The following is a 19,740-nucleotide window of genomic DNA, read 5'->3' on the forward strand; positions in this document are numbered from 1 at the left end:
GTCGACCCCGCGCGAGCGGGGATGATCCTTGAAGCCAAGATATCCCCCATCACTTGATCGGTCGACCCCGCGCGAGCGGGGATGATCCGTCCGCTATGGGGGTGGGGTTAGGGGTGGCCCCAGTCGACCCCGCGCGAGCGGGGATGATCCCTCCTGGCGCGCCTGAACACCGAGCACGCGCTGGTCGACCCCGCGCGAGCGGGGATGATCCCCGCGTGGAAGCGGTGGCGTGAGGGAACGCTCGGTCGACCCCGCGCGAGCGGGGATGATCCCAGCGCGGTGCAGTTCTTCGAGCCGCGCACCGCGTCGACCCCGCGCGAGCGGGGATGATCCGAGCTCGGTCGCGAACGTGTGGCGCAGCTGGTGGTCGACCCCGCGCGAGCGGGGATGATCCGCATCGCTAGAGCAGCTGTCTTGTAAACAGCCGGTCAACCTCGCACGAGCTGCGACAATACGCCCCCACCGACCGCCTCACTTCATCGGGGAAGCGCTCACTCCTGCCCGAACCAGTCCTCCAGGCCGTCCGGGACCCCGACCCAGGCCAGTGCCTCACCCATCTCCTCCGGTCGCAGCAGTATCCGGTGAAAGACGTCGGCAACGCGCGCACACTGCGCCTCATCCGCAATACCCGTGACAACCAGGTGGCAGCGCGGCCCCTTCCCACCGCCCTGCTTCTGCCCTAGAGCCGCGCCCTCCAGCGAATTCACTTTCACACTCAGCGCTGCATCCCAGGGCCCGGCATCCCCCACACTGACAACTCCACCGGCCACCTCCCAGGCACACACGCGCCCAGGGCGGCTGGGCAGCCAGAAGCAGCCGCGGGCAAGCAAACCATTACCGGCCAGATCGGCGACGAATTCGCGCAGCCGCCCCGGGTGGAAGGGCAGCTCGGAAAACAGGTCCAGCGTGCGCACCCCGTGCTCAATGGGTCCTCCCCACGCCCTGGTAGTGGCAGGATGCACGCGCGCCAGAGCCAGCGCAGCATCGTGCCGGACCGCTAGCAGCTCCGGAAGCATTGGCGTGTCCAAGCCCGGTAGCAGCAGCGTGTCGTGGGGGCGCAGATGCTCTACTAGGTCACGCCCGACCGGATCCTCGCCGAGGGTAACAACCACGTCCGCGTAGCCGATGCCGGCCATGTGTATCTCACCGCTGCAGCGGCCGTCGTCGGCGTACGCCCCGCCGGCGAATGCGGCCAACGACCGGTGCTCCAGCAACTGGTCAGCAGCGGAGTCGAGGTCAATGACGTGCGCGACTCCGGCGAGTGTCACGCCCGGCATCAGTTCGAGCTCCACAGCCAGACCCGGGACCAGGTGCACTAGTTCCACCCCGACCGGCAGCAGGATAACGGTGGTTCCGTCCGCTTCGATTCGAGCTCGGTCCGCGCCGACGGCGATCAGCACCTCCCGTAGGGAACAGGTCCAGCACTCCCGGGAGCGGGGGACGTCGATGACTGACATGGCACTCGAGACCGTGCCCGAGTCCGACTCAATCGGCGACATAGTGGCGAGTCGTATGACTCCATGCTCGCCTTGCTCGGGGACAAGGGTCGCCTGAATGACGAGTGCCTCCTCGCCGTGTAGGGCAAGAGCGGCCAGGTCAAGCAGCAGCGGGTCGACGGCGCTGATGAGCGTGAGGCAGTGCACGGCACCTCCAGTTGACGATAACGGGAATCGTTCGCATATAGTGCGCCCCATGAGCCGCTACTGCCAAGTCACAGGGGCCCGCCCAGCCACGGGGTACTCGATCTCACATTCACACCGCCGCTCAAAGCGTCGGTGGCTGCCCAACCTGCAGACCAAGCACTACTGGGTGCCCTCTCTGGGAAGAAGGGTCACGCTCACGGTCGGCGCCAAGGGCATCAAGATCATCGACAAGTTGGGCATTGACGTCGTTGTCGCGCAGATGCGCGCCAGAGGGGAGCGAGTCTGATGGCATCCGCCAAGGGCAGGGATCTGCGTCCGGTCATCAAGCTGGTATCCACCGCCGGCACCGGATACACCTACGTCACCCGCAAGAACCGTCGTAATACACCGGACCGTCTGGTCATTCGCAAGTACGACCCGATCATCCGCAGGCATGTCGAATTCAAGGAGTCCCGCTGATGGCCAAGAAGTCCAAGCGCGTAGCCGATGCGCGCCGCCGCCGGACCGTAGCTCGCTACGCCGAGCGGCGAGCGGAGCTGAAACGGGCTAGCGTCAGTCCCGCCCTGACCGAGCATGAGCGTCGCGCAGCCATGGCCGCCTTGCACGCGCTGCCCCGCGACGCCTCCCCCACGCGGCTGCGCAACCGTGACGCCGTTGACGGCCGCCCGCGCGGCTATCTGCGCAAGGCTGGAGTCAGCCGAATCCGCTTCCGGGAGATGGCCCTACGCGGCGAATTACCCGGCATCACCAAGTCGTCCTGATAGGTCCTTCGGACCTCCATTCCGACGCTGCTACCAAAGTCAGTCCCACATGAGCTCGAGAAGGAATCACCACATGCGCCCGGGAATCCACCCCGACTACCACCCAGTGGTCTTTCGTGACAAGTCTGCCGACTTCGCCTTCCTCACGCGTTCCACCATCACCTCGCCCCGAACCATCCAATGGGAGGACGGCAACACCTACCCGCTGGTCGACGTCGACATCTCCAGCGCCTCGCACCCGTTCTGGACGGGCAGGGGCCGCGTTCTAGACACAGCCGGCCGGGTGGAGAAGTTCGAGAGGCGCTACGGCAAGCGCTCCCGCTGATACCCCCGCACGTCGCTGAAAGGAGATTCCATGAAGGTCCGCGCTTCCATCCGGTCACTTGCCAAGCAGCCGGGCAGCAAGGTGGTGCGCCGCCGCGGCCACACCTATGTCATCAACAAGAAGAACCCGCGTTTCAAGGCCCGCCAGGGCTGAGCACGAGCGGCGGGCGGTCGGGCTGTAGCGGCCCGCCCCAGCCCGGCCCGCCCCGCCGTCAATTCATCACCTGCCCGGTACCTGTTACCCCGCCCCCATCCGGCCCGGCTACCCTCCTGCCATGACCACGTCCGCTCCCGCCATGCCCGCCGACGCCCGCCACCTCGTGCTGACACTGTCCTGCCCAGACCGCCCCGGTATCGTCAACGCCGTCTCCGGCGCACTGGCCCGGCGCGGCGGTAACATCACCGAGTCCAAGCAGTTCGGCGACGAGGTCTCCGGCTTGTTCTTCATGCGCGTCCAGGTGATGACCACCGTGGCCCGGGAGGAGCTGGAGAAGGACCTGGCCGAGCTAGCCCGCACCTACTCCATGACCTGGTCGCTGGATGAGGTCGGCCGCCCCATGCGCACCCTGATCATGGTCTCCAAGGAGGGCCACTGCCTGACCGACCTGCTCTTCCGTGCCCGCAGCCAGGGCCTGCCGATCGACGTCGTCGGCGTGGTCGGCAACCATGAGGACCTGCAGCCGGTGGCCGACTTCTACGGGGTCCCCTTCCACCACGTCCCGGTCACCAAGGAGACCAAGGCCGACGCCGAGGCGCAGCTGCTGGAGCTAGTGGACTCCCTGGATGTTGAGCTGGTGGTGCTGGCTCGCTACATGCAGATCCTCTCCCCCGCCCTGTGCGAGCGCCTCCACGGCGCAGTGGTCAACATCCACCACTCGTTCCTGCCGAGCTTCAAGGGCGCCAACCCCTACCGGCAGGCCCATGAGCGCGGCGTGAAGCTGATCGGCGCGACCGCCCACTACGTAACCCCGGACCTGGATGAGGGTCCCATCATTGAGCAGGACGTCACCCGCGCCAGCCACGAGGACTCCGTGGATACGCTGCGCGCCAAGGGGCAGGACGTCGAGAGGCGGGTGCTCGCGCAGGCCGTGCGCTGGCACGCCGAGCACCGGGTGCTGCTCAACGGTCACCGAACAGTCGTCTTCGCCTGAGTCCGTGCATGAATTGGCCGGGACGCCCGTCTGACGCCCCGGCCAATTCAGCCGATGCCCAGCCGACTTCAGTCGGTTCGACCCGCTGCTGCTCAGGAGTCCTGGCGCTCCTTCAAGGTGACGGGAATCTCGATCTCCGCGCCGTCACGGATAACGGTCAAGGTGACCTCGTCCCCGGCGGAGTACTGCCGCACGAAGCCGGTCAGCGCGGCCGCCTGGCTGGTGGCCTTCCCATCGATTGCGGTAATGACGTCACCCGCCTTGATACCGGCCTGATCCGCGGGGGAACCGGACTCAACATCGCCGACCTCGGCACCGGCCCGAGTCACGCCCTCGGAGGTGGTGGCTCCACCATCGCCGATCGCTACACCCAGGTAGGCGTGCGTGGCCGTGCCGTTTTCAATCAGCTGGTCGGCGACCTTCTGCGCCAGGTTGGACGGGATCGCGAAGCCGATGCCGATTGAGCCTGCCGACTCCGCCGAGCTCGACATGCTGGCGATCGAGCTGGTGATGCCGATGACGGCACCGGTGTCATCGAACAGCGGGCCACCGGAGTTGCCGGGGTTCACCGCCGCGTCGATCTGAATGGCGTTGGTGTATACCTGCGTGGTGGTTGTCTGCGAGTGCCCCAGCAGGCCACTGAGCTGATCCGGCAGGGAGGAGCCACCCTGGTTGGATGTGTCAGTCTCCTCCTGGACGGTAACCACCGGGCGGTTCAGGGCGGAGATGATACCGGTGGTAGCCGTGGAGGACAGCCCCAGCGGGTTGCCGATAGCCATGACATTCTCACCCGTGACCAGATCGTCGGAGTTGCCGAACTGAGCTACCGTCAAGTCATTCGGGGCGTCAACCAGCTCAATGACGGCCAGGTCGGTGGCCGGGTCGGTACCGGTGGTCTCCGCCTCGTAGATGCGCCCGTCCGCCAGCGTCACCTGGATCTTGGAGGCACCGGCGACCACGTGGTTGTTGGTGATGATATGTCCGGACGAGTCGTAGATAACGCCGGAGCCGACGGCCGTGCCCTCACTGACAGCTACGGTGATGGAGACGACGGCGTTGGACACGGCCGCGGTGACAGCCTCCCAGTCGGGGGCAGTGCCGGTGGAGGAGACGGTCTGCGTCGTAGAACCGGTGGCAATCGCCGTCGGCGCCGAGGAGGAGCGGGCGGAGTCATCGCCGTCTCCCAGATAGTGCACCGCGGCCACCGCACCCCCGGAGGCGAGCAGGGCGGTCACCAGGGACGTGGCGATCACTCCGCCCCACCCCGGACCGCGGCTGCCCCCGCGGGGTTCAGGACCCGAGGGAGTCAGCGGCTGACCCTGTGGCTGGTTCTGCGGCGGGAAGGGTGGCTGAGCACTCCCGGCAGCGCTGGAGCTCTGTGCGCTCAGCTGCTGGTAGGGGCTCTGGTAAGCACCCGCACCGGAGGCCTGGTCGGCGGTATTCCCGTAGGCCCAGGAGCCGGCGGCCTGCCCGGACGGCGCGTAGGGGGAGGATCCGGAGCCCGACGCGGAGTTGCGACCGAAGTTGTACCCGGCAGGCGCCTGGGGCGCGGACGTGTAGGGCGACGAAGAACCCGAAGCGCCGACTCCGTCAGGTCCGGGCCCGTAGGCGGCGCCACTCCCACCACCGGTGCCCGTGTAACCGGAGCCTGGCTGAGTCGATGCCGGGCCGCCGCCCAGAGGCTGCGTGTCATCGCTCGACGGCCGGTTGGCGTCCCCGGATGCGGCGAAGGGATCGTTCGTGCTCATGGCTCTCCTCCTCGGGCCTCAGCCCGCTCAGTAGACGTCTCAAACCCAATACGCATGACCTGAGTCATCTCCGACACTAGTCTGGGACTTACCTGTGAAACTCGTGTTTAGGCTTGATATCACGCGTCGGTGGTGGAAAGCGCCACAGGCACGGTACACAAGATCATACGCGCACGTGTACCACGCTGAGCCCCCGCACCGGCTCGGTCAGCAGGGCCTGCATCGCGCCCAGGTCGGCAGGTCGGCGGACCCTGATGCCCAGGGCCGCCGCAAGCTCCCCCGGGTCGGTAGCCTGCGGCGCCGCAAAGAACCGGGCGAAGTCTGCCTGCGGCATCACCGCGGGGTACTCCAGGGTGGAGAAGATGGCACCCCCGCCGTCGTCAATGACAACGACCTGCAGGTCGGGCTCTGGTTCCAGCCTCCCGCGCGAAAGGCTCATGGCATCGTGGAGGAAGGTGAGATCTCCCACGACGGCGCGCACGGGCCGACCAGTAGTGGCAGCGCCCAGTGCAGTGGCGAGGGTGCCGTCGATGCCGGCCAGTCCCCGGTTGGCGACTGCGGCCGGCGCGGGTCCTGACGCGGGCGCGGCCAGCCGGTCCAGCCGGCGGATAGTCATGGAGGAACCGACCACGAGCAGGGGTGCGGCACCGGCTGGCGCACGCAGAGCGGCATCCCACACCGCGGTGACGGCAGCGTCCGCGGTCAGTGCCCCGGACCCCGGCTGCAGGCCGACGGCGGGCAGTGCTGCAACCGCGCCGCGCCATTGCGCCGTCCAGTCGCGCGGGCCGGGGCCGAGGCCCAGCGCGGCGGCAAGGTCGGCCGGCTGCGGGGACGCGCTGCCGTCGCCGACCGCGGCTACGGAGCTGTGGTCAGCAGACGCTGCGGCAGCCGCGTGGAGCGGCACGACCCGCGCGGCAGTACCGGCTACATCCGTCCAGCGGGAGGTGGAGGTAAGCACGTCGATATGCAGGTCTTCGCGGGCGAGCAGGGCACCGACCGGTCGTGTGAGACTGGGGTGCCCGGCAACCACGATGTGCTCAACCTGCGCGGCAAGCCGCGTCCCCTCCGGGGCCGCCAAAAGCTCGGCGTAGCGGGTCAGGGCCTGGGGGCCGCCACGGGCCCCAGAGGTCGGCTCCGCCAGCAGCGGCCAGTCCAGGTACTCGGCCAGGGCGCGCGCATGACGACCGGAGGCGTCGCCGCTGTCCCCGGCGACGATGACGCCGCGCCGCTCCCGGCGCCCCGGTCCAGAGCCCTCAGGACCTGGTTGCGCACCCACTGGGCGCAGCAGAGTGGCGGGGGCGACAACAACAGGTGCGGCGGCACCGGCCGAGGCTCCTGGGGAGCCGCCCGGCGGCAGCGGTGCAGTACTCCGGTAAGCACCGGCAGCGTCGTCGAAGCCGGGCTCGGGCGCGAGCGGGGGCCGGAAGCGGACGTTTAGCTGCGCGGGGCCCGGGTCATTGGTCAGGGCACCGGTGGCGGCGTCCACTGCCCGGCGCACCTGGCCGGCGAGGGCACTCATACCTGCCCTCTCCCCCAGGTCGGCGGTGATGTCTGCGGGCAGGTCCACCACTGTGCGCGGGGCCGCACCGAAGACGCGGGTCTGCTCGGTGGTCTGGTTGGCGCCGGTGCCGACCGCCTCGTGGGGCCGGTCGGCGGTCACCAGCAGCAGGGGCACGCCGGCAGCGTCGGCCTCCGCCACAGCCGGGTGCAGGTTGGCGACGGCGGTGCCGGAGGTAGTGACGACGGCGGCAGGGCGGCGGGTTCCGGCCAGCAGCTCCGCGCGGGCGCAGCCGAGGGCTACGAACCCGGCGGTGCGCTCGTCAATGACTACGCGCACCCGCAGTGCCCCTTCGCGTTCAGCGGCGGCTAGCGCGGGGACCAGGGGCGCGGAGCGGGAGCCGGGGGCGAGCACCACCTGGCGCACGCCGCCGCGAATCAGTGAAGTCACGATGGCGCGGGCAGCGGTAAGTGACGGCGGCGAGGCGGTCATAGGCGCAGTCCTGCCACGGCGAGGCCGGGGTCCGCGGCTTCACGTTCACGCCGGCGCTGCAGGGCGCCGGTGATGTGGGACAGGCGGGTGCGCCAGCGGGCGGTGACCTCGGCGTCGGCGGAGGCCGTGCGCAGCAGCGCCCGCGAGACATGCACGGGCCGTACCGGCAGGACGCCGTCGGCGGGCACGGCGGAGGGGGCCGCGACGTCCCGGGCGAGCAGCCGCACCGTGCCCAGCCCGCAGGCGTGTTCGAGTTCCGGCAGGGCGGCCGCGAGCACTACGCCCGCGCCGATGCCGACGCTGGTGTCGACGGCGGAGGAGACGACGGAGGGCAGGCCGAGGCGTTCGGCCAGTGCCAGGCAGCGGCGCACGCCGCCTAGCGGGGCGACCTTGAGGACGGCCACGTCTGCGGCCTTCAGGCGGGTCACGGCCAGCGGGTCTGCGGACAGGCGGATAGACTCGTCCGCAGCGACGGGGATATTGACCAGGCGACGCAGGTCCGCGAGCGCCTGCGTGCTGCCGCAGGGCTGTTCCACGTACTCCAGGCCCTGGGCGGCAGTGTCTAGCAGCGGCAGGATCTTGCGGGCGGTCTCCAGGTCCCAGGCACCGTTGACATCGATGCGGATGCGGCCGCCCGGGCCGACGGCGTCGCGGACGGCCTCGATGCGCGCCACGTCAGCGGCCAGCGCCTTGCGGTCGGAGGCGCGTGCACCGGTGACCTTGATCTTGACGGTGACGGGGTCGGCTTCGGGCTGGCGGGAGGCGCTGCGGCCTGGGCCGGTCGCGGCGCTCGCCCCCGCCGCGGCGATTAGGGCGCGGGCATGGTCGGGGGCGACGGCGGGAACGGTGATGTTCACGGGTACCGTCTGGCGGTAACGGGGTAGGTCGGCGTGGCCGACGATGGCCTGTTCCAGGGCGGAGGCGAGCCAGGGGGCGCAGGTATCGGCGTCGTAATTCCAGAAGGGGGCTAATTCGCCCCATCCGGCGGGCCCGTGCAGGAGCACGCCGTCGCGGCGGGTCAGGCCGCGAAAGGGGGTGCGCATGGCTACGTCCCAGACAACCGCCTGGTCGATGTCGGCCAGCAACCGCCCGCCGACGCCGGCACGCAGGGCGTCCAGATCGAGTTCACCGCGCACGCGTGCCGACGCGGGTTCCGGGCCGCGGTTGGGGATGGTCACGCCGACAGAATAGCCAGGCGGCCGGGGCCTGGTGCCCGGGCGTAATGATCAGTGCCCAATGGCAACGATTCCGCCGTCAGTCCTCGTCCATGCCGTAGAACATCTTGCTGGCGGAATCTACGGCATGGTCCTCCCGGCTGGCGGTCTCCAGGCCTGTCAAACGCTGGGTTTGGGAGGCGTCGACGCTCGTCAGCGCCTCCAGCGGCGGCTCGTAAGATGTGAGTTCACCACTGAGTTCGGCAGCCGATGGTCGCACCCCACCGCCGGTCGGTGCTCGCGCCCGTGTCGGCAGGCTCCTGGGTCACCTGCTCATCCCCGTCCGGTAGCGCGGAGGTAATTGTCGTCGCGGCGGGCGGCTCGATCACGCCTTCGGGGTAGGTCAGCGCACGCACCGAGCCCAGGGCCAGTGTGAATGCACCTTTTCGTCCACAGCCTCCGCAGATTCTCTACCCCCGGATAACCGGACGTCCCGGATCAGCCGGCCTGCGCCGTCGTCGTTGCCGCCGCTGGATTCCCAAGGGTGGCGACCATGACGGCCTTGATGGTGTGCATGCGGTTCTCGGCCTGGTCGAAGACAATGGAGCGCTCGGACTCGAAGACGTCCTCGGTGACCTCTAGGCCGTCCATGCCGGTGGCCTGGTAGATCTCCTCCCCGATTGTGGTCTCGCGGTTGTGGTAGGCGGGCAGGCAGTGCATGAACTTCGCCTGCTCCCCCGCCTTTGCCATCAGGGCGGCATTTACCTGGTAGTCGCGCAGCAGCTCGATGCGCTCGGCCCACACGTCCTTCGGCTCCCCCATAGAAACCCAGATGTCGGTGTGTACGAAGTCCACCCCGGCCACGCCCTCGTCCACAGACTCGGTGAGGGTGATGCGGGCGCCGGTGTCGGCGGCAACGGCCTGGGCGGCGGCGACGCAATCGTCGTCGGGCCACAGTTCCTTGGGGGCGACGATGCGCACGTCGGCGCCTAGTAGGGCACCGGCCACCAGCAGGGAGCGGCCCATGTTGAAGCGGGCGTCACCGACGTAGGCGTAGGCGATTTCGCGCGTGAGCTTGTCGGTGTGCTCCAGCATGGTCAGGCAGTCACACAGCATCTGGGTGGGGTGCCAGTCGTCGGTGAGCCCGTTCCACACCGGCACGCCCGACAGCCCGGCGAGCTGGTCCACCTTGGCCTGGGAGTCGCCGCGGTACTCGATGCCGTCGAACATGCGGCCCAGTACGCGGGCGGTGTCCGCCACGGATTCCTTGTGGCCGATCTGAGAACCGGAGGGGTCCAGGTAGGTGGTGTGGGCGCCCTGATCGTGGGCGCCGACCTCGAAGGAACAGCGGGTGCGTGTGGAGGTCTTCTCGAAGATCAGGGCGATGTTCTTGCCCCTCAGGTGTTGAGTCTCCCGGCCGGCTCGTTTGTCGGCCTTCAACTGTGCCGCCAGGGCGATCAGCGTCATCCACTCCTGCGGCGTGAAATCGAGTTCACGCAGGAAGCTGCGTCCCTTCAGCGAGGCGAGGACGGCGGGGTCTGGGGCCGGGATGGCGAGCATGCGAAGGTCCTTTCGAGGCGTGAGCTCAGGGGATGATCGTAGGGCATGCCTGGGCGGCGGCAGCCGTCCCGTGCCACACGCTCAGTCGGCACCCCCACCGGAGTCGGATATGTATGCACTGCACGACCCCGGGCCGCGTTCCACGACCTTGGTGTGTTTTCCACGACCACCCCGGGGTCGTGGAAAACACACCAAGGTCGTGCAGTGTCACCCAGGGTCGTGCAAAAACACCACCCCCACACGCCGCCACGCCAAAACACTCGTTCACGCCGACAACACGTCCTAAAGCAACACGTTCACGCCGATAACCTGCACCAAGTGCGGGGCCCTGTCCCGTCGCGTCGCCGGAGGGTGCGGAAACGCTCGTTAAGCCCGCCGTTCCTGATTCACCGGTGAAAGCGGCATGGCCCGCGGACGAGGCCGCAGCATTGGCGCCGGTCGGCTCGGTTGAGGCGGCATCGTCGTCTGCGGCAACCGCCGCGGCCGCGCACGTCAGCTGACGCCACACGACTCTTCCCAGAGCCGGTTGCCATTGTCACCACCGCCGACTCGCCGTTAACCGTCGCCGACGATGAGGAAGCCGTAGCCTCACCCCCATGGGAGTGGTTGATGATCTTCGCCGGGTGGCGGCGGCAGCACCCCGCTTGGACGGGTTGGAGTCGCGGCGGGAGCGTGCGCAGGGGCTCAGGTCCTCGGGGCGCGCCCTGCGGCGCTCGGCCGTGCTCGTCCTATTCGGGGTGGGCGAGCAGGCGGTATCCCGCGGAGTGCGCGCCGACGGCGAGGGGGCATCGGTGGACGACCTCGACGTCGTTCTCACGCTGCGCTCCGCGGCGGTGAGGCACCACCCCGGTGAGGTCGCCTTCCCCGGCGGCGGGCTGGAGCCGACCGACGGGGGCGATCCCGCGGCAGCGGCTCTGCGTGAGGCATGGGAGGAGGCGGGCATCGAGCCGTCCGACGTGGATGTGCTCGGCGCGCTGCCGGAAGCGGCGCTGACCGCTTCGGCGAACCTGGTGACTCCGGTGCTCGGCTGGTGGGCGACGCCTCGGGATATGCGGCTGGATGGCACCGAGACGAGGTGGGCTACGCGGGTCGGGGTAGGTGCGCTCGTGGATCCGGCGGCTCGGCGTACATGGGTGCTGGAGCGCGGCGGACAGGTGTGGCGGGGCCCCGCCTTCGTCACCCGCGACGGCGGGCCGCTCGTGTGGGGCTTCACCGCTGCGGTGCTGTCCACGGTGATCGACGCCGCGGGCTGGACGGTGCCGTGGGACGAGGCGCGAGAGATCAGCATCGTCGGGAAGTGAGCCGCGCAGTCGCCTCGGACATCAGAGCGAGCTCGGCGTCACTCGGCTCGGTCGCGCGTGTACGGCAAGGCCTCTCACGCGACTCAATCGCCTCGGAGACCCGAGCAAGCTCGGCGTCACTCGGCTCGGTCGCGCGTGTACGGCAAGGCCTCTCACGCGACTCAATCGCCTCGGACACCCGAGCAAGCTCGGCGTCACTCGGCTCAATCGCGCGTGACCGGGCAGGTCATGCAGTGGGCGCCGCCGCGACCGCGCACCAGCTCGACGCCGGGGGTCTCGATGACCTCCACACCCGCCCGGCGCAGCACATCGTTGGCCCGCTGGTTGTGCGCGTAGCCGATGACCCGCCCCGGCGCCAGGGCGACGACGTTGCAGGAGTCGCGGGACAGCTCGCGCAGCGCCTCGGCCTCGTCGGACATGTCGGGGCTGATCACCTTGAAGGCGTCGATGCCGGCGGCCCGGGCCAGGACGGCGTCCATGTCGCCGCCGTCGTGGACGGTTACCCGCAGGGCGGAGCCCTTGCTGGAGCCGTGGTTGGCGCCGGGCTCGATCTCCACGGTGGTGACGTCGTTGAAGCCGGAGAAGCGCAGGTAGGTGTCGGGGGCGACCATGGTCATGAGGGTGTCCAGGTGCATGACGGCGTCGAGCTCGGTGTAGAAGGCGCGGTCGGGCATGTGGATGCCGATGACCCGGTCGGCGACGCCGTCGGCGAAGAGCCGGGTCGCCAGGCGCTCCACACCGGCCGCACTGGAGCGGTGGGTTAGCCCCATGACCAGGGTGCGGTTACCCAGCACCTGGAAATCTCCGCCCTCGACGGTGGCCGGGGAGGCGCCGTGAGGCTCCACCCACAGCGGGCCGCACTCACCCGGCGTCCGGTCCGACGACGTCGCCCCTTCCCCGCCCGAGACGGAGCCGACTCGGCTGGCGAAGGCGGGGTGGAAGCGGTAGACGGCCTCGTAGTTGACGGCCTCACGTCGGCGGGGGGCGAGCGCCATGGTGTTGACGGACACGCCGCCGTACAGCCAGGCGGAGGTGTCGCGGGTGAACAGGTGGTTGGGCAGGGGGGTGACCACGAACTGCCCCTCCAGGGTGGACAGGTAGGTGGTGGCGAACAGGGTGGCGGCGTCGGCGGGGTCCAGGCGCTCGCGCAGTTCGTTGCGGGTGATGCCGGCCAGGAGGACCTCGGCGAGTTCGGCGTCGGGCAGGCCGCCCAGGAAGTCGATGAGCACCTCGGAGGTGGACACGCCGACCGCCTGCGGGCCGACGGTCTCCTCCAGGACCAGGCGACGGGCCTCGGGGACGGCGAGGGTCTCGGTGAGCAGGTCGCGGAAGTCGTGGACGATCACGCCCTCGGCGCGCAGGATGGCGGTGAAGGCGTCGTGCTCGGCCTGGGCGCGGGCGATGTTCAGGGCGTCGTCGAACAGCAGGGAGTTGGCGTTGATCGGCGTGATGCGGGCGATCTCCCGCCCGGGCCGGTGAACGATGACCTCGCGCAGGCGGCCGGTCTCGGAGTCGACCCGCCCGCCGCCGGCGGAGCGCGGGATAACCGTCCGGTCGGCGGGGTCCGAGGCGGTCTGGGGGCTCTGCGTCATGAGCGTCATGGACACAGGCTAGCCGGGTCGAGCGGTTGGCGTGTGCGCGAGCACTGTGAGCCGGGCATGTTGCGCGCCTCGGACGCCTCGCCGTGGGACGGAATGTCCGAGTTCGGCACAAACGACTCCGACGTTTCCGGGCACCGTTGGCAAGACGTTGGAATCATGCGGTTTCAGAAACGGCCCCAGCGGCCCCTAACGGCCTTTATGCCGATCTTGGACATTTTGGGGCACTACGCACGGGACTCGGCACCAAAAGTCAGCGCGTGGGCGGGCAGGCCTCACCCGACGTCACCCCGGAGTCCAGCGCCACGCCCTCAAACCGGAAGAGCCCAACAAACCTGGTCGGCGGCAGTGACGCCGCCGTAGCGGAACATCCGGCTCGTGCAGTGGCCTGGCACGCACAACCCTGACGAAGATCAGCCTATGATTCAGCTCATACTTTCCCTACACTCAGCCACATTTACGTCCGCAGACCACAGATCGGCGGATAAGCGCCAATCAGGAGAACCCATGGCGACCACAACACAGGAATCCGACTCCCGCTGGCACCCAGCAATCCCGCTCTGGGCACTGGCCTCCGGGAGGGCCTTCATGACTCTGCTTTATGGACTCGGTCTTGGCATCGTCACAGGGATCTTGTCGGCGTTGACCCACACGGGCCTGACCGTTGACCGTGTGGTTGCATTCGCGATCGTGGCCGCAGTCATACGGGAGCTTCTCGACGCGACGGCGTCGCGACTGATCATGCGCACCAAGCGCTCGCAGGACCCCGAGGGACCGACCCTGACTGTCATCTCGCTCATCTGCCCAGCCGTAGCAGGCTCCGCCGCTGCCACGCTGTTGGCGTCGTCCTCAATACTCACCCTCACCCTGGTGACCTGGATCTTCTATGCGGTCATCATCATTACGCTCGACAAGCCCTGGGACACCACTCTCAACTACGAGGAAATGATGAAGCGCGGCCGCCAAGTGCGCCTAATGACACGCGAGCACTTCGCCGAGGAGATTCAGGACGGCCGCTTGAATTTCTCCGAAATAGATGATGAAGGCTACTACGTTGACGAAGACGGCAACCGGATCGAAGCGGACTAGTCGAGGCACGGGCAAGACGAGAGCCAAGCCGTATGCGAACCGCCTACCCTGTGTGCATGAGCCAGTCGTCATCTGCTGCACCGTCGCCCCACCCGCTGCCGCAGCGGGTCTCGGAGATCTTCGACCCTCTCCGCTGGCGCGACGTCGCCGGATTCGCCAACCGCGGCGACGGCCCGGGCGCACTCACCGACGTCACCTACCACCGCGGCTGCGAGCGCGACGCCGACGGCGCCTGGGTGCGCGACCTGCCGGTGGTGCGGGTGGCGCTGGACCGTCCCGAGCTGCGCAACGCCTTCCGCCCGCACACCGTCGACGAGCTGTACCGGGTGCTCGACCACGCACGCATGAGCGGCGACGTCGGTGCCGTCATCCTCACCGGCAACGGCCCCTCCCCCAAGGACGGCGGCTGGGGCTTCTGCTCTGGCGGCGACCAGCGGGTGCGCGGCCGGGACGGCTACCTGTACGAGAAGGCGGGCGACGACGCCGGGGCCGCTTCCTCTGCCGGAGAGGGCGCCGGGAGGTCCCGCCCCGACGCCGTCGTCGGGAGCGTCGCAGCCACCACCGACAATCACGACGCCGCCGTCGCCGCACAGCGAGAGCGCCTGGACGCCGCCCGGGCGGGACGGCTCCACATCCTGGAGGTGCAGCGGCTCATCCGCACCATGCCGAAGGTCGTCATCGCGGCCGTATCCGGCTGGGCGGCCGGCGGCGGCCACTCCCTGAACGTGGTCTGCGACCTCTCGCTCGCCTCCGCCGAGCATGCCCGCTTCAAGCAGACCGACGCCGATGTGGGCTCCTTCGACGCCGGCTACGGCTCCGCCCTGCTCGCCCGGCAGGTCGGGGACAAGCGGGCCCGCGAGATCTTCTTCCTGGCCCGCACCTACGACGCCGCCACCGCCGAGCGCTGGGGCGTGGTCAACGAGGCCGTCCCCCATGCCGAGCTCGAGGAGCGGGCCCTGGAGTACGCGCGCATCGTGGCCGGCAAGTCGCCGCAGGCGATCCGCATGCTCAAGTACGCCTTCAACCTGGCGGACGACGGCCTGGCGGGCCAGCAGGTCTTCGCCGGGGAGGCCACCCGCCTGGCCTACATGACCGACGAGGCCGCCGAGGGCCGCGACGCCTTCCTTCAGCGCCGCAAGCCGGATTGGTCGCCTTTCCCCTATTACTTCTGATTACTTCTGAGCGTCCGCACCCGGCTCCGCGGCCGCCTGGCGCCGTCTTTCAGCCGCATCCTCGCGCGCCTGCTCACAGGCCGCCCAGACCTGGTCCAGCCGCGCCTCCACGGCTTGCCGCGCAGCGTTGGAATTACCGTATGTATACGCCTCAAGTGCGCGCAAGCGCACGCGACCGAATTTAGAGTCGTAAATAGCTCGGTGGCGGATGCGCCCGCCCAGGCGATGCTTCTCAACAATGATCAGTTCCTCGCGCCGCCGCGGCCAAGGAAGGTTGTCCCTGCCAATGCGCACACCCCGTTCAGTCACCTGCACAGTCCAGGGGGACAAAAGAAAACGGTGGGCGCCGTACCAGGTTGCCCCATAGGCCATAAAGTAGAGCAGCGCCAGCAAGGGAAACCCCATATCCGCCGCATACAGGGACTCCGGGAACGCCTCCAGGAAGAAGGACACGGCTATGATCGACAGACCTAGCGCGAACGGCAAGATGCACGTCAGGCCGACCGCCAGGATGGCACTGACAACACCCAGCGCGGTCCCGCCATCTTCATCGTCCCTTTGGTAGTAGATCACGGCTTCACCCTATGCGCTTACCGGTGGTGTTGGGTGTCGAGTTCGACGCCCGCCTTCGCCGCCGGGTCGCTTGGACACCGGCGCTGCGCCGTGAAATCGTTGGTCGACCCCGATGAGCGCGCGCCGTAGGCGCTTGCTCATCATCGCCGCGGCGACCCCGCCGCAATACCGGAGGTTCCCATGCCAGCCTGGATCACACGCCTGCTCGGCTCGACCGAGCCGTCCCGCCGCCGCGTCGGCGTGGCCACACTCGTCGGCCTCATTGCCGGCACCTTCTCCGCCCTGGTCAAGTTCGGCTGGGAGGTGCCGTTCCCGCCGCGCACGCCCGGCATCCGCTCGGACACGAACCCGCCGCAGGCGATGCTGGAGTGGTTCGGCATGTCCCCGGAGACCTCGCACCTGACGGTCACGTTCTCCAACAACGAGCTGCCGATCATGTCCTTCATCGTGCACTTCAGCTTTGCGATCGTCTTTGGCCTGATCTACTGCATCGCAGCCGAGTACTTCCCACGGATCAAGCTGTGGCAGGGTGCCGTCTTCGGCGTCTTCGTGTACGTGGGCGCGCACGTAATCGTCATGCCGCTGCTGGGCTGGGCCCCCAACCCATTCCCCTGGATCGACGGCGCCCAGACCTGGTCGGAGCACTTCTCGGAGTTCTTCGGCCACATCGTGTGGATGTGGTCCATCGAGATCGTGCGCCGCGACCTGCGCAACCGCATCACCCGCGAGCCCGACGCGGAGGTCACCCTGGAGGCCGCCACCCGCTGAGTGAGCCCGCGCGCTTACCGACGACGGCGCAGCCGCTGGAACTCGGGGGCGGCCTCGTCACTCCCCAGCCCCTCGGGCACGCGAATGTCCTCCACCACGTGCGCGGGCCGCTCAGAGAGCACGATGACGCGGTTGGACAGGCGCAGCGCCTCCTCCACGTCGTGCGTGACCAGCACCGCCGTGAAGCCCTGGGAGGCCCACAGGGAGGCGATCTCATCCTGCAGGGTCAGCCGGGTGAGTGCGTCGAGCTTGCCGAAGGGCTCATCCAGCAGGAACAGGCGCGGCCGGTTGACCAGGGCCCGGGCCAGGGCCGCGCGCTGCGCCATGCCACCGGACAGGGTGGTCGGGTAGGCGTCGGCGAAGTCGCGCAGCCCCACCACTTCCAGCGCCGCCTCGACCCGGCGCGGCTCCAGGCGTCCACGGGCCTGTGGCCCCAGGGCGACGTTCTCCCGCACCGTGCGCCACGGCAGCAGCGTGGCGTCCTGGAAGGCCAGGGCCCGCTCGGGGGCGGTGCCGGTCACGGCCTCGCCGTCGACGACGACGCTGCCCTGGCTGGGAGTCTCCAGGCCGGACAGCAGCCGCAGGATCGTGGACTTGCCACAGCCGGACTGGCCCACCAGGGAGATGAACTCCCCCGGGGCGATATCCAGGTCGATGCCGTTCAGCACCGGCAACTGGTCCGGCTTGGCGGATTCGGCCTCATACCGCGCCCGGGCGGCGGGGGAAACCAGCCGCATGAGGGCCGGCACCCAGCCGTGGTCGACGTCGTGCCGTAACGGGTAGTGATGGCTGATGCCGGTCAGGTGTACCCGCGCCCCGCGGGATGCGGGCTCGGCGCCGGGGGCGGGGATGCCCGCGGTGTCCGCCTGCGTTGGCGCAGAAGTTGTTGAACCGGCGGAGGGCGTCGAAGCAGTCATCGTTTACCACCTCACCAGGTCCTGCTGCCACGCCAGCAGCGAGGAGCGCAGTTTGAACAGCAGAATCATCAACGCGCGGCAGAAGATGATGAGCACGGCCAGGCCCACGTACATGCGCGGGTAGTCCGCCCAACCCTTGACCCAGTTGATGTACCAGGCCAGCCCCTGGTCGACGCCCACCAGCTCCGCGGTCATCAGCGCCGCCAGGCTCGTGCCCAGGCCCGTGAACAGGCCGGTGAGCATGTCCGGCAGGGCCGCCGGAATCGCGATGCGGCGCACCAGGAAGGACTCGCGGGCGCCCAGGGTGCGAGCGACGTCGAAGTAGGAGCGCGGGACGGCCCGCACGCCGGCGCGCGTCATGGTCGCCATGGGAAACCAGGCCCCGAAGGCGACGATGAAGGCGGCCGAGGCGTATGTGGTCGGCAGGACGAGCACCGCCAGCGGCAGCAGTGACGCCGCGGGCACCGGCCCGACCGTCTGCAGCAGTGGGTGCAGCCAGTAGTCGGCCCGCCGCGACCAGCCCATGAGCAGGCCGGTGACGAAGCCGAGCACCGAACCGACGGCGTAGCCGGTCAGGAACAGCAGGGCGGATGATCCCAGACATCTAGCCAGTAGCGTCCAGTCGCCGAGGAAGGCCTCGATCAGCACCTCCGGGGCAACGAAGTAGGGTGGGTCCAGCAGCCCGGACTTGACCGTGGTCAGCTGCCAGAGGGTGAACCAGGCCCCGAAGAACACGATCCACGGCAGTCGGTGCGCGAGTGCCCCCGCCGCGGGGGTACCCGGGCGGGCCCGGGCTACCGCCGTCCAGCCGACCAGCACCGCGATCCAGGTGCCGACCAGCGCTAGCAGCGGCGTCGTGCTGGCCGTGCGCGCATCGGCGGCGTCGGGCACGAGGACGACGACTCCGACGTACGCGACCCAGAGGGCCAGCGCCGCCCCGGCGAGACGACTCAGGTGGGTGCGCCGGTGAGCGTCCTCGTGGGGGTGCGGCGGGGTCCGGTAGGGCCGCGTCGCAGCAGCACCGGCCGAGGCCGCGTCTTCGGCGGGAACGGGCTGTCCCGCCGCCGCATCCGCCTGTGCCTGGGCGCTCACCGGTTGATCCCCAGGTCCGCGTAAACGGTGTCGGCGAGCTCGGCGGCGCCGATGCCGGAGTCGATGTAGCCGGTGAGCTTGAAGTCCTCGATGCCCGGTTCGATGGCCTCGCGGAAGGCGGTGGCCGAGGCCTCCCAGCCGTAAGTCTCCAGCACCTCCTCCACCAGGGACTGGTCGGCGGCGACGTAGTTGTTGTCGACCTCGATCTTGGCGATCTCCTTGCGGTGGGCCTGCGAGGCGGCCAGGTAGTCCGAGCCCTTCAGCCACGCCTCGGTGAGCGCCTTGGCGTCCTCGGGACGCTTGGCCACGAAGTCGCCGTTTAGAGCCACGGAGCAGCAGAAGGGCTCGTCGTCATTGGACTCGATCACATGGGCGGTGCCGTCGAATACGGGCAGCAGCGGGGCGGGGTCGGAGCCCATGATCGCGTCGACGTCGCCGTTGGTCAGGCGGGTGCCCAGGGAGTCCTCGTCGATGGTGGTCCAGGTGATGTCGCCGTGCTCGGGGTCGACGTTGATGCCGGCCTTGGCCAGGCCGATCGAGAAGTAGGCGAAGGCCGAGGAGGACAGGGAGGGGACGCCGATGGTGGCTCCCTTCAGGTCCGCGTAGGAGGAGATCGGGGAGCCGTTGTTGACCACCAGCTGTAGGCAGCCGGAGTGGAAGCCGGCGGTCAGCTTGGCGTTGATGCCGTTGTAGATGGGCTCCAGCCAGGAGAAGAAGATGCCGGGGGCGCCGATGTACTTCCCGGCGCTGAGGGCGTCCTTGGTGTCCTCGGTGCGCTGGGTGCGGGCAAGGGTGACGTTCAGGCCGGCGTCGTCGAAGTAGCCCTGGTGGTAGGCGGCGTATAGCGGGGCGGCGCAGATGTCGCCGCCGATCACCAGCGGCAGGGGCTCGGCGGCGCC

Annotated in this window: 21 protein-coding genes and 1 CRISPR repeat array; of the genes, 10 read left to right on the forward strand and 11 right to left on the reverse strand. The window is 69.0% G+C overall.

Annotated elements, in window-relative coordinates:
* Positions 1–455: a CRISPR direct-repeat array (repeat unit 28 nt; unit sequence GTCGACCCCGCGCGAGCGGGGATGATCC).
* Positions 456–491: 36 nt separating this feature from the next.
* Complete coding sequence (locus tag GZ997_RS05065) at positions 492–1,643, reverse strand: GTP-binding protein (protein ID WP_162679102.1); 1,152 nt, start codon at positions 1,641–1,643, stop codon at positions 492–494.
* A 49-nt stretch (positions 1,644–1,692) separates the two neighbouring features.
* Between GZ997_RS05065 and rpmB the strand changes: the two genes are divergently transcribed.
* The 6 genes from rpmB (at position 1,693) to purU (ending at position 3,879) form a co-directional block, all read left to right on the forward strand.
* Positions 1,693–1,929 (forward strand): 50S ribosomal protein L28, encoded by a 237-nt coding sequence (gene rpmB, locus GZ997_RS05070; protein ID WP_162679103.1) that lies wholly within the window; start codon positions 1,693–1,695, stop codon positions 1,927–1,929.
* Positions 1,929–2,102: a 50S ribosomal protein L33 gene (gene rpmG, locus GZ997_RS05075; RefSeq protein ID WP_162679104.1), complete on the forward strand. Its 174-nt coding sequence runs from the start codon at positions 1,929–1,931 to the stop codon at positions 2,100–2,102. Before rpmB ends, rpmG begins: the two co-directional genes overlap by 1 nt.
* Complete coding sequence (rpsN, locus tag GZ997_RS05080) at positions 2,102–2,404, forward strand: 30S ribosomal protein S14 (protein ID WP_162679105.1); 303 nt, start codon at positions 2,102–2,104, stop codon at positions 2,402–2,404. The genes rpmG and rpsN overlap by 1 nt, the downstream gene beginning before the upstream one ends.
* Before the next feature lie 73 nt (positions 2,405–2,477).
* Positions 2,478–2,729, forward strand: coding sequence for a type B 50S ribosomal protein L31 (locus tag GZ997_RS05085; protein ID WP_161923683.1), 252 nt, complete (start codon positions 2,478–2,480; stop codon positions 2,727–2,729).
* Positions 2,730–2,759: 30 nt separating this feature from the next.
* A complete protein-coding gene (gene ykgO, locus GZ997_RS05090; RefSeq protein WP_017194831.1) occupies positions 2,760–2,882 on the forward strand; it encodes a type B 50S ribosomal protein L36 in 123 nt (40 codons plus the stop codon).
* Between the two features lie 121 nt (positions 2,883–3,003).
* Positions 3,004–3,879: a formyltetrahydrofolate deformylase gene (gene purU, locus GZ997_RS05095; protein ID WP_161923682.1), complete on the forward strand. Its 876-nt coding sequence runs from the start codon at positions 3,004–3,006 to the stop codon at positions 3,877–3,879.
* 92 nt (positions 3,880–3,971) lie between these two features.
* Here the strand turns inward: purU and GZ997_RS05100 are convergent, their stop codons facing one another.
* The 5 genes from GZ997_RS05100 to argF form a co-directional block, all read right to left on the reverse strand.
* The gene (locus GZ997_RS05100) at positions 3,972–5,627 is read right to left on the reverse strand and encodes a trypsin-like peptidase domain-containing protein (protein ID WP_162679106.1); all 1,656 of its coding nucleotides are present in this window, start codon (positions 5,625–5,627) and stop codon (positions 3,972–3,974) included.
* 163 nt (positions 5,628–5,790) lie between these two features.
* Positions 5,791–7,617 carry a 2-succinyl-5-enolpyruvyl-6-hydroxy-3-cyclohexene-1-carboxylic-acid synthase gene (gene menD, locus GZ997_RS05105; RefSeq protein ID WP_162679107.1) on the reverse strand — a complete coding sequence of 609 codons (1,827 nt, stop codon included), beginning with the start codon at positions 7,615–7,617 and terminating at the stop codon, positions 5,791–5,793.
* Positions 7,614–8,795 (reverse strand): o-succinylbenzoate synthase, encoded by a 1,182-nt coding sequence (locus GZ997_RS05110; RefSeq protein ID WP_343212277.1) that lies wholly within the window; start codon positions 8,793–8,795, stop codon positions 7,614–7,616. Before GZ997_RS05110 ends, menD begins: the two co-directional genes overlap by 4 nt.
* Positions 8,796–8,871: 76 nt before the next feature.
* Positions 8,872–9,051 carry a hypothetical protein gene (locus GZ997_RS05115; protein WP_162679108.1) on the reverse strand — a complete coding sequence of 60 codons (180 nt, stop codon included), beginning with the start codon at positions 9,049–9,051 and terminating at the stop codon, positions 8,872–8,874.
* A gap of 218 nt (positions 9,052–9,269) precedes the next feature.
* Positions 9,270–10,331, reverse strand: a complete 1,062-nt coding sequence (gene argF / locus GZ997_RS05120) for an ornithine carbamoyltransferase (protein WP_162679109.1) — start codon at positions 10,329–10,331, stop codon at positions 9,270–9,272.
* A 596-nt stretch (positions 10,332–10,927) separates the two neighbouring features.
* Here argF and GZ997_RS05125 point away from each other — a divergent pair.
* A complete protein-coding gene (locus GZ997_RS05125) occupies positions 10,928–11,632 on the forward strand; it encodes a CoA pyrophosphatase (protein WP_162679110.1) in 705 nt (234 codons plus the stop codon).
* Positions 11,633–11,835: 203 nt separating this feature from the next.
* On the opposite strand, the gene GZ997_RS05130 is transcribed toward GZ997_RS05125, so the two are convergent.
* Complete coding sequence (locus tag GZ997_RS05130) at positions 11,836–13,224, reverse strand: arginine deiminase family protein (RefSeq protein ID WP_162679155.1); 1,389 nt, start codon at positions 13,222–13,224, stop codon at positions 11,836–11,838.
* Between the two features lie 513 nt (positions 13,225–13,737).
* On the opposite strand from GZ997_RS05130, the gene GZ997_RS05135 reads away from it, so the two are divergent.
* Together GZ997_RS05135 and GZ997_RS05140 are read left to right on the forward strand one after the other, a co-directional pair.
* Positions 13,738–14,319 carry a hypothetical protein gene (locus tag GZ997_RS05135; protein ID WP_162679111.1) on the forward strand — a complete coding sequence of 194 codons (582 nt, stop codon included), beginning with the start codon at positions 13,738–13,740 and terminating at the stop codon, positions 14,317–14,319.
* 56 nt (positions 14,320–14,375) lie between these two features.
* Positions 14,376–15,491, forward strand: coding sequence for a 1,4-dihydroxy-2-naphthoyl-CoA synthase (locus tag GZ997_RS05140; protein ID WP_162679112.1), 1,116 nt, complete (start codon positions 14,376–14,378; stop codon positions 15,489–15,491).
* Here GZ997_RS05140 and GZ997_RS05145 read toward each other — a convergent pair whose 3' ends face one another.
* Positions 15,492–16,064, reverse strand: coding sequence for a hypothetical protein (locus GZ997_RS05145; protein WP_162679113.1), 573 nt, complete (start codon positions 16,062–16,064; stop codon positions 15,492–15,494).
* Positions 16,065–16,244: 180 nt separating this feature from the next.
* Between GZ997_RS05145 and GZ997_RS05150 the strand changes: the two genes are divergently transcribed.
* The gene (locus GZ997_RS05150; RefSeq protein WP_162679114.1) at positions 16,245–16,832 is read left to right on the forward strand and encodes a DUF1440 domain-containing protein; all 588 of its coding nucleotides are present in this window, start codon (positions 16,245–16,247) and stop codon (positions 16,830–16,832) included.
* A gap of 14 nt (positions 16,833–16,846) precedes the next feature.
* Here the strand turns inward: GZ997_RS05150 and GZ997_RS05155 are convergent, their stop codons facing one another.
* From GZ997_RS05155 to GZ997_RS05165, 3 genes are all read right to left on the reverse strand, one after another.
* The gene (locus tag GZ997_RS05155) at positions 16,847–17,749 is read right to left on the reverse strand and encodes an ABC transporter ATP-binding protein (RefSeq protein WP_162679115.1); all 903 of its coding nucleotides are present in this window, start codon (positions 17,747–17,749) and stop codon (positions 16,847–16,849) included.
* Between the two features lie 3 nt (positions 17,750–17,752).
* Positions 17,753–18,703 (reverse strand): ABC transporter permease subunit, encoded by a 951-nt coding sequence (locus GZ997_RS05160; protein WP_162679156.1) that lies wholly within the window; start codon positions 18,701–18,703, stop codon positions 17,753–17,755.
* A gap of 134 nt (positions 18,704–18,837) precedes the next feature.
* Positions 18,838–19,740 (reverse strand): ABC transporter substrate-binding protein (locus GZ997_RS05165; protein ID WP_162679116.1); only part of this gene is annotated, 903 nt, incomplete at its 5' end.

The organism is Actinomyces sp. 565, assembly GCF_010365615.1.
GTDB lineage: Bacteria > Actinomycetota > Actinomycetes > Actinomycetales > Actinomycetaceae > Actinomyces.

Bases quoted from the DNA above. Each gene is read 5' to 3' on its own strand.
- GZ997_RS05130 (WP_162679155.1), bottom strand. From the start codon at position 13,224: ATGACGCAGAGCCCCCAGACCGCCTCGGACCCCGCCGACCGGACGGTT.
- purU (WP_161923682.1), top strand. From the start codon at position 3,004: ATGACCACGTCCGCTCCCGCCATGCCCGCCGACGCCCGCCACCTCGTG.
- rpmB (WP_162679103.1), top strand. From the start codon at position 1,693: ATGAGCCGCTACTGCCAAGTCACAGGGGCCCGCCCAGCCACGGGGTAC.
- GZ997_RS05155 (WP_162679115.1), bottom strand. From the start codon at position 17,749: ATGACTGCTTCGACGCCCTCCGCCGGTTCAACAACTTCTGCGCCAACG.
- GZ997_RS05085 (WP_161923683.1), top strand. From the start codon at position 2,478: ATGCGCCCGGGAATCCACCCCGACTACCACCCAGTGGTCTTTCGTGAC.
- GZ997_RS05125 (WP_162679110.1), top strand. From the start codon at position 10,928: ATGGGAGTGGTTGATGATCTTCGCCGGGTGGCGGCGGCAGCACCCCGC.
- ykgO (WP_017194831.1), top strand. From the start codon at position 2,760: ATGAAGGTCCGCGCTTCCATCCGGTCACTTGCCAAGCAGCCGGGCAGC.
- rpmG (WP_162679104.1), top strand. From the start codon at position 1,929: ATGGCATCCGCCAAGGGCAGGGATCTGCGTCCGGTCATCAAGCTGGTA.
- menD (WP_162679107.1), bottom strand. From the start codon at position 7,617: ATGACCGCCTCGCCGCCGTCACTTACCGCTGCCCGCGCCATCGTGACT.
- argF (WP_162679109.1), bottom strand. From the start codon at position 10,331: ATGCTCGCCATCCCGGCCCCAGACCCCGCCGTCCTCGCCTCGCTGAAG.
- GZ997_RS05140 (WP_162679112.1), top strand. From the start codon at position 14,376: ATGAGCCAGTCGTCATCTGCTGCACCGTCGCCCCACCCGCTGCCGCAG.
- rpsN (WP_162679105.1), top strand. From the start codon at position 2,102: ATGGCCAAGAAGTCCAAGCGCGTAGCCGATGCGCGCCGCCGCCGGACC.
- GZ997_RS05100 (WP_162679106.1), bottom strand. From the start codon at position 5,627: ATGAGCACGAACGATCCCTTCGCCGCATCCGGGGACGCCAACCGGCCG.
- GZ997_RS05135 (WP_162679111.1), top strand. From the start codon at position 13,738: ATGGCGACCACAACACAGGAATCCGACTCCCGCTGGCACCCAGCAATC.
- GZ997_RS05150 (WP_162679114.1), top strand. From the start codon at position 16,245: ATGCCAGCCTGGATCACACGCCTGCTCGGCTCGACCGAGCCGTCCCGC.